This window comes from Adhaeribacter arboris (assembly GCF_003023845.1).
In the GTDB taxonomy this organism is placed as follows: Bacteria; Bacteroidota; Bacteroidia; order Cytophagales; family Hymenobacteraceae; genus Adhaeribacter; species Adhaeribacter arboris.
Genome location: NZ_PYFT01000001.1, coordinates 2,833,841 through 2,847,248 on the forward strand (window position 1 = coordinate 2,833,841; position 13,408 = coordinate 2,847,248).

15 protein-coding genes are annotated in these 13,408 nt (G+C 38.8%); 13 read left to right on the forward strand and 2 right to left on the reverse strand.

Features of this window, described 5'->3' with window-relative positions; translation table 11 throughout:
* Positions 1 to 5: 5 nt before the first annotated feature.
* Together AHMF7605_RS11425 and AHMF7605_RS11430 are read right to left on the reverse strand one after the other, a co-directional pair.
* Positions 6 to 572 carry a recombinase family protein gene (locus tag AHMF7605_RS11425; protein WP_106929403.1) on the reverse strand — a complete coding sequence of 189 codons (567 nt, stop codon included), beginning with the start codon at positions 570 to 572 and terminating at the stop codon, positions 6 to 8.
* A gap of 205 nt (positions 573 to 777) precedes the next feature.
* Positions 778 to 2,310 (reverse strand): IS1182 family transposase, encoded by a 1,533-nt coding sequence (locus tag AHMF7605_RS11430; protein ID WP_106925799.1) that lies wholly within the window; start codon positions 2,308 to 2,310, stop codon positions 778 to 780.
* A 1,114-nt stretch (positions 2,311 to 3,424) separates the two neighbouring features.
* Here AHMF7605_RS11430 and AHMF7605_RS11440 point away from each other — a divergent pair.
* The 13 genes from AHMF7605_RS11440 (at position 3,425) to AHMF7605_RS11505 (ending at position 13,029) form a co-directional block, all read left to right on the forward strand.
* Positions 3,425 to 3,694, forward strand: a complete 270-nt coding sequence (locus AHMF7605_RS11440; RefSeq protein ID WP_199200224.1) for a cytoplasmic protein — start codon at positions 3,425 to 3,427, stop codon at positions 3,692 to 3,694.
* 161 nt (positions 3,695 to 3,855) lie between these two features.
* Positions 3,856 to 4,227, forward strand: coding sequence for a hypothetical protein (locus tag AHMF7605_RS11445; RefSeq protein WP_106929408.1), 372 nt, complete (start codon positions 3,856 to 3,858; stop codon positions 4,225 to 4,227).
* A gap of 82 nt (positions 4,228 to 4,309) precedes the next feature.
* Positions 4,310 to 4,600: a hypothetical protein gene (locus tag AHMF7605_RS11450; protein ID WP_106929410.1), complete on the forward strand. Its 291-nt coding sequence runs from the start codon at positions 4,310 to 4,312 to the stop codon at positions 4,598 to 4,600.
* 105 nt (positions 4,601 to 4,705) lie between these two features.
* Complete coding sequence (locus tag AHMF7605_RS11455) at positions 4,706 to 4,960, forward strand: SMI1/KNR4 family protein (RefSeq protein ID WP_106929413.1); 255 nt, start codon at positions 4,706 to 4,708, stop codon at positions 4,958 to 4,960.
* Between the two features lie 263 nt (positions 4,961 to 5,223).
* Positions 5,224 to 5,595 carry a hypothetical protein gene (locus AHMF7605_RS11460; protein ID WP_106929416.1) on the forward strand — a complete coding sequence of 124 codons (372 nt, stop codon included), beginning with the start codon at positions 5,224 to 5,226 and terminating at the stop codon, positions 5,593 to 5,595.
* A gap of 92 nt (positions 5,596 to 5,687) precedes the next feature.
* Entirely contained in the window at positions 5,688 to 6,308 is a 621-nt protein-coding gene (locus AHMF7605_RS11465; RefSeq protein ID WP_106929419.1) for a hypothetical protein, read from the forward strand.
* A 495-nt stretch (positions 6,309 to 6,803) separates the two neighbouring features.
* Positions 6,804 to 7,253 (forward strand): hypothetical protein, encoded by a 450-nt coding sequence (locus AHMF7605_RS11475; RefSeq protein ID WP_106929423.1) that lies wholly within the window; start codon positions 6,804 to 6,806, stop codon positions 7,251 to 7,253.
* A 101-nt stretch (positions 7,254 to 7,354) separates the two neighbouring features.
* Positions 7,355 to 7,753 (forward strand): hypothetical protein, encoded by a 399-nt coding sequence (locus AHMF7605_RS11480; RefSeq protein ID WP_106929425.1) that lies wholly within the window; start codon positions 7,355 to 7,357, stop codon positions 7,751 to 7,753.
* Between the two features lie 91 nt (positions 7,754 to 7,844).
* Positions 7,845 to 8,372, forward strand: a complete 528-nt coding sequence (locus tag AHMF7605_RS11485; RefSeq protein ID WP_106929427.1) for a DUF4279 domain-containing protein — start codon at positions 7,845 to 7,847, stop codon at positions 8,370 to 8,372.
* A 21-nt stretch (positions 8,373 to 8,393) separates the two neighbouring features.
* Complete coding sequence (locus tag AHMF7605_RS11490; RefSeq protein WP_106929429.1) at positions 8,394 to 8,678, forward strand: hypothetical protein; 285 nt, start codon at positions 8,394 to 8,396, stop codon at positions 8,676 to 8,678.
* A 166-nt stretch (positions 8,679 to 8,844) separates the two neighbouring features.
* The gene (locus tag AHMF7605_RS11495; protein WP_106929431.1) at positions 8,845 to 9,279 is read left to right on the forward strand and encodes a hypothetical protein; all 435 of its coding nucleotides are present in this window, start codon (positions 8,845 to 8,847) and stop codon (positions 9,277 to 9,279) included.
* A gap of 367 nt (positions 9,280 to 9,646) precedes the next feature.
* On the forward strand, positions 9,647 to 9,892 hold the full coding sequence (locus AHMF7605_RS29475; protein WP_146153571.1) for a hypothetical protein: 246 nt from the start codon (positions 9,647 to 9,649) through the stop codon (positions 9,890 to 9,892).
* Between the two features lie 716 nt (positions 9,893 to 10,608).
* Positions 10,609 to 13,029, forward strand: coding sequence for an ABC transporter permease (locus tag AHMF7605_RS11505; RefSeq protein ID WP_106929435.1), 2,421 nt, complete (start codon positions 10,609 to 10,611; stop codon positions 13,027 to 13,029).
* The last annotated feature ends 379 nt before the right edge of the window (positions 13,030 to 13,408 follow it).

Below are 13,408 nucleotides of genomic sequence, written 5' to 3' on the forward strand. Positions count from 1 at the left end.
CATCATTAAAGTTTAACCGCATATTCCAAGTAACGGTAACAGGTTGCTCTCGAAATTCCTAGAATTTTGGCAATCTCCTCCGCTCGCTTACCCGAGGCCAAAAGAACTTTCGCGGATTTCGCTTTTTCTTGCGCTTCGGGCGTTAAACCACCAGGCCTCCCTCCTGCTCTACCCCTAGCTTTTGCTGCTACCAAGCCCGCTTTGGTTCTCTCTTTAATAATCTCCCGCTCAAACTCCGCTAAAGAAGCAAAGATGTTAAAGGTAAAACGACCGGTGGAAGTAGCCGTATTGATCCCGTCTTGTAAACTCACAAAGTCTACTCCCCTTTTCTGAAATTCGGCTACGAGGTCAATCAGATCTCGCAACGAACGACCCAGCCGGTCCAGCTTCCACACCACCACCGTATCTCCGGAGCGGAGTTGCCCCAACATCTTCTCCAGCTCCGGTCGTTCTTTGTTTTTCCCCGATTTCTTTTCCTGGAACACCAGCTCACATCCTTGTTTGGTTAGGGCGTCTAGTTGCAATTCCAATTTTTGATCCTGGGTGCTCACCCGGGCATAGCCTATTTTCATATTTGTCTCACGAATGCCATCTCAAATATACAAATTTGTTTTTGATTTGTGAGATGGTCATTTGATACGGTTTTTAGCCGAAAAAAGCCTCTTTTCAGAGGCTCCGATTTCGTCTCACAAAACGGTCGTGGCTGTTGCACAACTCCCTTTTGAGCCGCGTCCTATTTCCCTATCTGAACTCAATGCTGCTCCTAATAGTGCTCTCTTAGTGGAAAAACAGCTTAGTAAAAGCAAAAGAATAGCTGCTAAAAGCAGATTCTTGATTCTTTTGAAGTGCCAAAGCTTGGCTGACCGCTTTCACCGGTTTAAACTTCAGATATTTCTTCAAGTTAAAAGCAGTGGTGGCCAGCAGCATCACCTTGTGAGCCCCGGCTTTACCCCGCACTCCTATTTTCCGGAGACCATAGTAATGAATTAAGCTGCCGAAGACCGGCTCTACCGTGCTTTGTCGAACTCGCTTCATCCGTTTACCTTTTCTACTTTGCTGTCTTTCTAATGCTCGTCGATATTCCGAATCGTATGCAGTACGGGTGATTTGGCGGCATTGGCTTTTGGGAACGCAAGAAGATTTGAGCGGGCAATGTTTACAGTCCTGGTAGGTAGCCCGGTAGATTTTTAGCAAACCTCCCTCCGCATTGGTGTCATAGGTCTTAAAGGCGAGTATCTTCCCGGTCGGACAGGTGAAATAGTCAGCTTGTTGGTCATAAGGAAAACCTTCTATCTCGGACTTGTACTGGCCAAATACGGGTATCCAGCCCGTTATCTTTCTTTGCTCTAAAAAGGCGTAGTTGCTACCGTTAGAATAGCCACCATCCGCTAGCAGTTCCTTTAGACGTAGTTCATTATCTAGTAGCCGTCGCTGCAATCTCAGCGTGATAGCCGGCAAATATTGGCTGTCCCGCCCATCAGCCAAATCCGCTTGAACATGGCTGATAACGCCTTTGGCTGTATCCACCGCCAGGCTGCAATAATAGTTAAGTTGTCTGGCTTTGCCCGGTTTGACCGATATGCGGGCATCCGGATCGGTGGAACTGTAGTGCGTTTTATTGCTGACCAGGCGGGCCTTCTCGTGCTTACCGCCTAAGCCTTTGGGAGATGCTTTCAGCTGATCTTGGTGCTTTTCCAGTTTTCTTAACTGGTACTCCGGAGCCGAGAGGAACTGTTCTGGCTTTCCCTCTTTATTCTGGTTGGACTTCTTTACTACCGCTTCATTCTCGAGGATAACCTTCGTTAAGTGCTTTTTCACCGACTCGGGTGATTGTTTTAAAAGCAGGCTATCCATCGAAGCATTGGCCTTAATGGGGGCGGAGTCAATCGCCTGCCGATGACCGGCTACCATGCCTTTCTCGACACATAAGCGAAAGACTCTATCAAACAGTAGCTCAAACAACTTCTCCGGGTAAAGCTGCCGAGTACGAGAAACCGTGGAGTGCCAGGGCAAGGGCTCATCTATTTGGTAGTCTAAAAAGTAAAGCAGATCTAGTCGGAGGCTACAGTGCTCGATCAGTTGGCGGTCGGAAACAATATTCTCCAGGTAACCCACCAAGCAGAGCTTAAAGAAGACTACCGGATCGATCGACTGCTGACCACATCGTCCGTAGTAAGGTTGGGTAAGCTCGTAGAGAAAATCCAAATTCAACTGCTGTTTCAAGCGGCGATAGAAGTTGTGTTCTGGTACATGTGCCGAGAGCGAAAAAAGCAACGCCTTTTCATCTTCCAAAACCTTTCTGCCTTGCATAACCTTAAAAAATAGTCCTATCCTTCTTCAACGATTAACTTCAATCAAGGGGTTGTGCAACAGCCACGGTCGTTTTACGAGACGCCTGGTCAACGTATTTCCGGACTAAATAAGGCCTGATGCTTACCGGGTCTCTCCTGGTAGAAATCACTTAACCGATTACTATCCGTGTATTATCCGTTTATAAACGGATATATCCGCTTATAAACGCGGCTAAGCTTATCAGATGGGCAATGGTAACTCATTTTATACCTCTAAATAGCAGGAAATATCAATTTAAATGCTGCGAAATGCTTTACGGGATGCAAGGATAAACCCTAAAAAGATCTGGAGATCCAAACGAGAGTGTGATTTGAAAGAAAAAGGGCGGTTGGCAAGATAATTGGATAATTTTATATATATTACTTCTAGTATGAACCAAAGAGCCTTATCTAGTAAAAAAGCCACTTTTAGCCTAATAGAAGCAACTATACCTATTCCGTACATAGTGCAGATAACCGGAACTACTCCGTTTAGCTGGTAGTTAGGCGTAATAGGAAAAATTTGGGCTGGGAAGGAGTGGCTAAACAACTGAAATATAGCCATAAAAGCAGAAAATTAGGAGTTTCAACCCGTCTTTGACAGCTAGGTCAAAGAAGAAAAAACAGGAAAAAAGACCGGATTAAAACCGTTTTTAAGGAAGGTATTTTACCTGTTTTTGGTACTTGTTAGAATAACAATACCTGGTTGAAACGAATAAAAAATGGCTTTTATTGCCTGCTAAAAAAAAGTTTAGCCCCGTTTTTACCTCTTTTGGCCAGCCCTTTATGGGTGTTTTATAAAAATAAAGGAGCTGGTGACTTCTCTTAGCCTCGCCTAAATGAAATCATCCCGCCTTTAGTTTTATTTCTTCATTTTTAGGAAAACGTTTGTTTCTCTTTAAAAAGCAGAGAAACCTAAAGAAGGGGAAAGCGGTAAATTTTTCCTACTATAAAGGGTAGTTCTTAAAAAATCAGCTACTTTACCTAAAAAAAGAACTACCCCGCCTAACTACACCTAAAAGACACCAAACCCCAGCCAATTGGACAAGGCGTCTTTTAGCCTTGTTCGTTACCTGTAAGAGAAATTAATAAAATTGGAAAAATATAGCACGGACTTCCTTATAGCGGCTCATAATAAAAGCTCTTCTCATAAAGAAGGAATTTTGAGTAGTGAAAAATGCATTTGCTTTTACTGCCAAGAAATCTATCCACCGACTGAAATTGAGGAATGGATTGAAGAAAATAGTGGAGGTGAAACAGCAGTTTGTCCAAAGTGCGGAATCGATTCGGTGCTTGGTTCAAAATCTGATTTACCTATTTATGACAAAGAATTCATCGACCAAATGACTGAATATTTTTTCTAAAAAATAAGGCTAGGACTCAAAACAAGAGCAAAAAAGAAAAAACTCCTACAGGTAACAACACCTAAACGTCAGCCTCGGCCGACGGCCTCCGCCGTCTTTTAGCTTAGTCCGTTGGCAGTAATAAAAGTTAAAATTCGGAATAATTTTTTAAGTAATCTGAAATGCCTTATATCTATAAAAAAGGTAGTGGACAAGTAATAGAAACTGGATTTAAGGATATTCCTTTGAAGTTGACAAAGGAAAATTTAAAAGAATTATTGACTGAGATAATAAACCAGGAAACTAAATATACTCACCAAGATTTTGCAAATTGGTGTAGAACTCACTTTTCAAAGATTATATCTCAAGATATTGAATTAGAAGAAATCGGAATTGATGAGGCGACTTATGAAGTAATAATGGACGTTGATGCGCAATGGGATTTATATTTGGTAAATACTTTCAAAATAGATGAACTAAAAGAACTGGACTTAACAAAAGTTCACTTGCCTTTGGAATGGTTTAAAAATTGGCTAAAGCAATTAGAACAATAAAATTACTTCCGCCAACAAAAGCTAAAAAACATTAAAACGTTTTTTAGCCCAACCGTTAGGTGGTATAAAAAATATAAAAGAAATGTTCTTGTTGATTTATCATGGGAAGCCGCAGAGTCAAACGGGCGACTTGGAAGATGTTGGTGGTGCTTACATAAAGTGCTGGATAGAGTCAGAAAATTTTGACCAAGCTGACACAACAGCACAACAAGAAATAGAAGGAATGGGCTGGAATGTTTTGGAATTAGATGAAGCCTTTACAATAACTAGAGAAGATTATTCAGAAGACCTAAATGAACTCGAATATTACGAGCAAGCATTAATTGATAAAGAAGTCTTCCTATTCCATACTTACCCGATTGAAGAAGAATAAGAAGAAAAAATTACACCACTTAACATTGCATAAACACCAAGCTACGGCCGACGGCCTTGCTCGTCGTTTATACTAGGCGTTAGCCCAAATTATAAAATAAAACCAGTGGATAATGTTTTAAGAAGTTTACTATCGAAATTAAAATCAACTTGGAATAAGGAAGGATTAGACGTCAATATTGGTATTTCGGATAATCAGATTGAAAGCCTTGAAAAAATAGTTAATTATAATTTTGATGAAGATTTTAAGGAATACTTAAGGCAGATAAATGGTTTAAAAGATTATGAATGGGATAAGGAGCTATTTTCTTTTTGGTCTATCGATAGAATAAAATCAGATATGGAGAATGTCACCCGTTAAAACTTATTTGCTTCGCTGATTATAGTATTAATCTTTGTAGCTATGGATTTAATATAGAAGATAGAAAGGTTTACAGTCATTACCAGCATACTGAAGGATTGCATTTTATATCAAATTCATTTACAGAATTTATAGACCTTTATCTAAAAGATTCAGATAGTTTAGTTAAATAATTAACTTGGGCTAACACAAGCTAAAAAGCATTAAAACGCTTTTTAGCCGCGGCCCGTTGGCAGTAATTACAATTAAATTTAGAATTCTGAATGAGTATAGAAGAACTGAGAAAGGGATATTTTTTATGTGACGGAGAAATTATTTCTTTAAATGTTAATCTGGACTATTCCTCCTATGATTCTTCGACCACAAAAGTTGCATTAAGGGTTAGAAAAAGGATAACAAGAAAGCTCTCTGAACCTTGCATTGTGGAATTAACCTTTATTAAAGTTCAAGATTTAAGGCTCTTTGAAGATTTTAAAAGCGGAAGAGATTATTCCGATATAGTTTTAAAAGAATTAGAATCCGGACAAATTTACCTTTCTCTAGACCCATTTGGGAATAGTGGAGAACCACACGAGGAGGACAATTTGGTAATAATTAGCAAAGGAATCCTTGTAGAAGAAAAGAAAAAAGAATAACAACTGCCAACACAATGTATACCAAACCCTTGCTTCGCTGCGGGCTCGGCATACACGCGGCACGTTAGCACTTATAATAAATAATAAATTAATTGGGGAAGAAGAACCAAGTGTTCACAATTAAGAAAGTAAATACCTTGAGATTGGTGTTTGTCCTCCTTTTAATATTCTTAACAGGTTGCCAAAGTAAACATGAGCCTGTAGAGAAGGTGCCGAACGAGCAAGGCAGGGAAAATGAGAGTTACGTAAAAGCACTTATGACCCATTATGTAGCTCCAAGCACTAGAAGCAAGGACTTACTTCCACCACCACCTTTAGGCTATTCCTATTTTACTGCAGGTGCAACATATAAAGGAGATACTCTTCGGATTCTGTTAAATACAGTGAAAGAATTAGTTGACTTAAGCGTGTTAGCTGGAGAATCGACGGACTCCGTTTCAATAGTTTCACTTGTCAAGGGTGAGACCTTGCTAGAACTGAATGAAGAGGCTAAAAATGAAACAAAAGTTATAAAGCGTTGGGCTAGTGTTGACTCGATTAAATCACAAGGGAAGAATTATACTCTTAACCATTACTTTAGTGAAAGTGGAATGCAGAGAAAGAACCTTGACTTTCCAGAACAAGCATACCTAATTGATGCTTTATCGGATTGGGGGTTGCTAGTATCTTGGGACGACTATATCGGAACTTATCGTATTAATAGCTTAAAATAAAAATTACAAGTGCTAACCACGCCTATACGGCAGCTTCGCCGCCGCATAGCCAAATACGTTAGGGGTAATATATAATAAAAATTAAGAATGAAAGAGGCAGTAATTTCGGTAATGATAGTCGGTGCTTTCATGGTTGCCTCCTACTACCTTCATAAGTACATGCGGAATATAAAATCTATGATTTGGTTCTTGTCCGTAGTTCTTATGTATATAGTGTTGCTTTACGGCTACTTAGAAATAATTAATAAAATACACCAATATCTTAGAGATAGAGGCATTTATATAGAATTTGGACATGCAAGTATTTTATTATTAGAATTGGGTGTAATCTGTTTGTTTTTTGCCTTAATAAATATTGTTTGGGCGGCTGTTAGTAGATATAGGAATTTACAAAATAAAAATACTTCCCCTAACCACACCTAAAGCACACTAAAGCGTGCTTTAGGTAAGTACGTTAGCAGCAAATTTATAGATATAAATAAAAAACCGAAGAATATGTTAAATGTAACGAGATTTACGCGCTTAGTAATTATTTTTTCAATGGCTATGGCTCTTGCTAGTTGTAAGAAAGACAGCGAAAGTGCTCCAAATTTATGGAGATCCAAAACTTGGAAGAGAGGCCTAATTGACAAAAACCCATCTACTAATCCACCAGGCGCAAATGTTTATTATGCTGTAGTTGATTGTGAAAAAGATGACACTTTCAAATTTGGTTCAGATGGAAAATTAGAATGGTTTAGAAATAATGACCACTGCGGAATAAACGAGACCCCAATGGTAACTCAAACTTACACTTTTAACAGAAAGACAAAAGAATTATTCATCGACAGCGATAAATATAGCGATACATATATTGTAGTGGAAGAAACAAATAGTCAGATTAAATTTTATATTCCAATAACTAGAGCAAATGGAGTTGAGAATATGATTTTTTTATTGCAATAGACAAAATAACAATATCTGCCGCTAACCATGCCTAAAGCACACTAAAGCGTGCCTTAGCCCAGTACGTTGTGCTTAATTTAAAATATTAATGAATGAAGTGAATGGATAAGGATACCGCAATATTAACGCTTAATGAAAAATGGAATTGCGACCTAAATTTTGGTTGGGTTCCCATTACAAGCAACGTTGCGATTGAGAATGTAGAAATATATGACTCAAGCTACTTTCAAAACTACATAGGTGAAATAAAAGAGATTATAAAAATCAATATCAAAGAAAACCAACTTTTAGAGATCCGTGAAGACGGACAATTCAAAGAAGTCAACATTGATGATTGCGATTTCTACTACGACGGACTTGAATATATTTATACAGACAAGAACTTCGAAATTGTATTATATTTTTCACACGAAAACTCAACTACAATTGGTGGACGGGAAATAATTTCCGAACTCCATAAAATATGGCCAGGATACCGTGAACATTTTTGGTCAATGTAAAAGAAAAACTAAGCACAACATTGTGTAAAAAATATGCTACGGACGACGGCCTAGCATACTTTTTACACGAGACCGTTGGGGCACATTAAAAATGATAGAAATTGATACACATAAAGTTTCATTAAAGTTTTTTGACTTTGACTGTTTACCAGATGAGTTGACAAAAGAACTTGGCCTCGAACCGACTAGGACAGCATTAAAAGGTCAGGAGTATTACATAGGACCAGAAAACAAGAGAGTAAAAAAGACTTGGAAATGGAATTTCTGGGAACATCAAATTACTATAGTAAAAAAAGACTTTTGGATTGGCAACCAAATAGATGACTACATAGACCAAGTTATTAAGCCAAGGCAAGAGAATATAAAAAATATAACATCTAAATGTCAGTCTGAATTTTCCATAGTACAGTACCTCTATGATGGTTGTAATCCAGGGCTGCACTTTAAAAGTAACAGGTTAAAAATCATTGCGGACATAGGAGCAGAAATTGATATTGATATTTATGTGCTTGGAAGTGAGCAGATAGAAAATAAAAAAAGGAAGAATAACGAGCCCCAACACAATGTATACCAAACCCTGCTCCGCAGTGGGCTTGGCATACACGCGGCCCGTTGTTAGCAATTATTAGTTAAACTTAACTTGGATACATCACAAGAGCTTGAAAAAAGAAATGCGATTAAAAGTCTAATTTTCTATGGCATTTATATAACCGTTATTATTTTGATTAATGCCTCAGGAGCATTTAAGTCAGGTCCTTGTACACCAAATCTTGATATACTTTCAATTTTTCTAATTGGACCAATCAGTCTGATTCTTCTAATAAAGAATTTAGGAAAGCTTTTCGCCAAACATCCTACAAAATATTCCACCTTAATTCACGGTGTAGGATTACTAACCTGGATGGTCATCCTATTCTTAGGATAGTGGAAAAAAACTGTTTCTAAAACTAGTTAAAGGGCAGTCGGGTAATGTTCGGTTGGAACAGGAAAGGTTTTTATAACGGTAATCAGTTCTCTAAGCAATAAACAAGTAAATCTCCCAGCCGCCGCTTAGCCGCGGTCTGTAGGTCGTAATTATAAATAAATTATAAATGAGTTATGATTTAATGGTTTTTCAAAAGAATGCCGCTCCATTAAGAAAAAAAGATTTTATGGCGTGGTATGAAAATCAAACCCAATGGACAGAAGACCATGGCTATGATGACCCTGAGAATACTTCCGCTGAGTTACGGAATTGGTATGTAGAAATGCAAGGGCGCTTTCCTGACTTGAATGGACCTAACGCAAACGACCCTACGGAAAACCCGAACGAAACGGATTATAGTATTGGGAGAAAGATAATTTATGCGGCATTTAGCTGGTCCCAGGCTGAATCTGCTTATCAAAAAACTACAGAATTGGCAGCAAAATATAAGCTGGGCTTTTTTGACGCAAGTGGTTCAAGTGCTATTTGGATCCCAGATGGTAATGGAAAATTAAAGATATTAAAAGAAAGTGAACCGAAGCCTTGGTGGAAGTTTTGGTAAAATAACGCCGCTCAACAGGGTGCCTAAGCCTTGTTCCGGCCGACAGCCGCCGCTTACACGAGGCTATGAACAGTTATACTAAAAGAATGACGTGAGATCTATTACCAGGATATCCAAACTCCATTTTTATGCCTTAGCCTTAATTCTTCTGAATTTTGGTATAAATCGCATTTTCGGATTCAGCCTAAATCTATTTCTAACAATTTGCTTAAAGTCCATTATTTACTTGTCTGGAATATTCCTTTGTCTAGTAAATTTAAAACCATTCCAAAAAAGAGCGTTTTATTATTTCATTTATCTCTTCACCCCAATTTCTTTTCTGATATTCTATTTTGTCCATGGAATATTTTGGGGACTGATTTGTTCCATGACTTTATCGCCTATATTTCCATTAAGCGCAGAGTATAAATCAGAGTTAATTATTTACGAAAAATTCAATGGTTTTTTGGGAGCCTGTTGCTATTATGAGGTACGGGAACCAAAGGTTCTCCTTTTTGAAAAAACATTAGGTGTCATTGATTTAGACGATCCATATATAAGCTTTAGAAAATTGAAGTTAAATGAAGGACAAGACTCCATTATAGTTAATGGTCAAGGTATAAAACTACAATAGTCCGGCTGTCAACACTGGCTGATTGTGATCGCTTGTTTTTAGTATTGCCACTAATCAATTCGCGACTAACAATTAGCATAAGCGTTAATAATTGGACAAAATCCAGAAAAAAGCTCCTATTTAACATATTAATCGTTATTGGCATAGTTCATTCTAGCATTTTAGATAACACTTTTTGGGAAACTTCTTCTGTTATTTTCACCATTAAATAAATACTTTTTAGTTGCTTATCTACAATCATATAGTTTAACAAAAAGCAATTATTTAAACTCTTACTGCTTTGGTTTAACACAATAAACTCTGTATTTCTCTCTACTCCATTTAACCTACAACATTTAGAAAGTAATTGCGGATTCTAGCTTCTGCTCCCAGAAAGAAACAACTTAACCAGTAACTTCTTGCTGGATCCTCCAAGTGTATCAAAATCGCGCGTTTGCTGTACCAAAAACGAACAAGTTTGTCTAGTAATAATTCTTATTCAACTCTATACCAACTACTTAACAACCCGGCACAAGGTTGGCACTTCGTATTTGTTTATGTAGAATTTAAGCGCTAGAATGAAGATTAGGCAATAAAAGCACCAGAGAAATTCATTTTTGTTCTTCCAAGGGAGGATGGAAAATGAACAAACCACTAATTACACCAGGGCTACTACAAAGGACAGAAGCTTTTACCAAAAACTGTACAACCTAAAACATATCCTTAAACCTGCGATCATGTTCAAAAATTATTTTACAACTGCCATCCGCAATATTTGGAGAAATAAAACCTACAGTGCCCTTAATATTTTCGGATTAGCTGTCGGTATTGCCTGCGCCGGGCTCATCTTTTTGTGGGCAGAAAATGAATGGAGCTGGGACAATTTCCATGCAAAGAAAGACCGGTTGTTTCAATTAAAAGTAAACATGACTTTCGGCGGAAATAATTTTACTATGGGCTCCACCCCAAGGCCCATGGCCAAGGCCTTGTTAAATGAAATACCCGGTATTGCCAATACCGCCAGAGTTTCCGATGAGGGGCAACGTTTGCTTTTTAAAGCCGGCAATCGGGTGTTCTATGCAACAGGTCTTTATGCCGATGCTGCTCTGTGCACCATGTTCTCCTTCGATTTTATCGAAGGCCATGCTAAAAATGCCTTTCCGCAATTACATTCCTTAATCATTACACAAAGTACCGCCAGGAAATTTTTTGGCGGGACAAAAAATATAGTAGGCAAAACAATCCGAATTGATAATAAACAGGATTATGTGGTTAGCGGCGTGGTAAAAGACCTACCCCAAAATTCCACGTTGCAATTTGAGTGGTTGGCCTCTTACGAAATTAAGATTGTAGAGAACAAAGTACGAGCTATTAAGGATAAAATTACCCTGACCGACGATATGGACTGGAGCGGCTATGGACCATTCACCTACGTGGAGCTGGATAAAACAGCTAATCTTACTACTATCAATAACCAACTAAAAGATTTTATTCCGCAACGAGCACCCGACCAAACCAGCCAAACTTTTTTGTATCCCATGGCGCAATGGCATTTGTTTAATGAATTTACCAATGGCAAACCCACCGGTGGCGGCGCGATTACCCAGGTTCGCCTGCTAGCTGTAATTGCTTGGATTATCCTCTTCATTGCCTGCATCAACTTTATGAATCTTGCCACGGCCAATAGTCATAAAAGAGCCAGAGAAATCGGGGTAAGAAAGGTGTTGGGTGCGGAAAAGACAAGATTGGTTTTTCAGTTTTTAACCGAAGCTTTATTCCTGTCCGCCATTGCCGCGGTGTTTGCAGTCATTATTATTAGTATAGCGCTGCCCACCTTCAATGCCCTCATGCAAAAACAGCTTTCCCTCCATTTGGAAAGTCCCTTCCATATAACTGGCTTATTGGTGATTGTTCTTATTTGTGGCTTGGTTGCCGGCAGTTATCCCGCCTGGTATCTTTCCTCATTCCATCCTGTTCTTGTACTGAAAGGATTGAAAATGAAAAACGGCAGCGCTGCCTTTATCCGGAAAGGTTTGGTTGTCTTTCAGTTTGCCGCATCCGTTGTATTTATCATTAGTACTGTTATTGTTTACCTGCAGATACAACATGTAAAAAATAGGAACCTCGGCTTTCATAAAAACAATCTAATCGAGATAAATCCGGAACGGGCTATTTCAAAAGTATTCCCGCTCATTAAAAATGATTTACTGAGCACCGGTGTCATCCAGAATGTTGCTCTGGCCGATCATTCCATCCTACAGGGTGGGAATACGGATAACCGGTTTAGGTGGCAGGGAAAACCAGATGGCCAGGAGGTATCCATTGCGAATAGAAGTGTAAGCCCGGAATTTATTGCTGCCTCTGGATTAGAAATTATTGACGGAAGAGATTTTAGAAATAATACTTCCGCAGAAAAGTCGAAGGTTATTATTAATAAAGCAATGGCTGATTTGATGGGTCAGGAAAGTGCGGTTGGAAAGATTATTCAATCGCCCAGAGGAAATGCGGATAATGTATTCACCAACATGACCGTCATTGGTGTCGTCAACGATTATGTGTATGGAAATATATACGGCAAAGCCCAACCTTTAATTATCTTTTGTCAGTCCCCGGAAAACCAGAATTTCATATACATAAGAACAAAGGCACCCGGCAACGCCCCACAGGCACTAGCCAGGATAGAAGAAGTAATGAAAAGATATAATCCGGCTTATCCTTTAGAGTATACATTTGTGGATGACCAATTTAATAATCTGTTTTCTAATGAAACACACATCAGCCAAATCTCGGGTGTGTTTGCCGCATTAGCCATAATCATTTCGTGCTTAGGCTTATTTGGTTTGGCAACCTACACGGCCGAAAGAAGAACCAAAGAAATAGGTATCCGCAAAGTATTAGGGGCTAGTGTTACCAACATTACCACCTTACTATCAAAAGATTTTTTACAGTTAGTAGCCATTGCCTGCCTGCTGGCTTTTCCCGTGGGGTGGTGGCTGATGCAAAACTGGCTGCAAAACTATGAATATCGAATCAATGTAAGCTGGTGGATATTTTTAGTAGCGGGATTGTTAGCGTTTGTAATTGCTCTGATGACGGTCAGTTTCCAAGCCATTAAAGCCGCTATGGCCAACCCGGTAAAGAGCTTGAGAACGGAGTGAGGTGTCAGATCTATTCTTTTGATCCTTGTTCTGGTAATGCTTTAAAACTATTTAAAGGTGACTGGCACAACTTAACGCCACGCAAAACATCCAAAAAATTAGATATAAGAGAATAGCGCTAGGAACGCTAAGTCATTAACGACTAAAGCGTTGCTACTCCCCTCCTACTCCGCTAATTAAGTCTTATAAGTTCAAATATGTAAAACAGCTAAATATAATCTCCTAACAATGGTTGTTCTCCAGACATTTGGTCCATGTATTTTGGAACAAGACAGACTATTCATGCTACCATTACGTACTTGAGTTATTTTCTTATTCAAGCACAACCTAGAATTAATCTGTCCAGTAAAAGAGCAAGTCTGTCAAGTAAAAGAGCAAG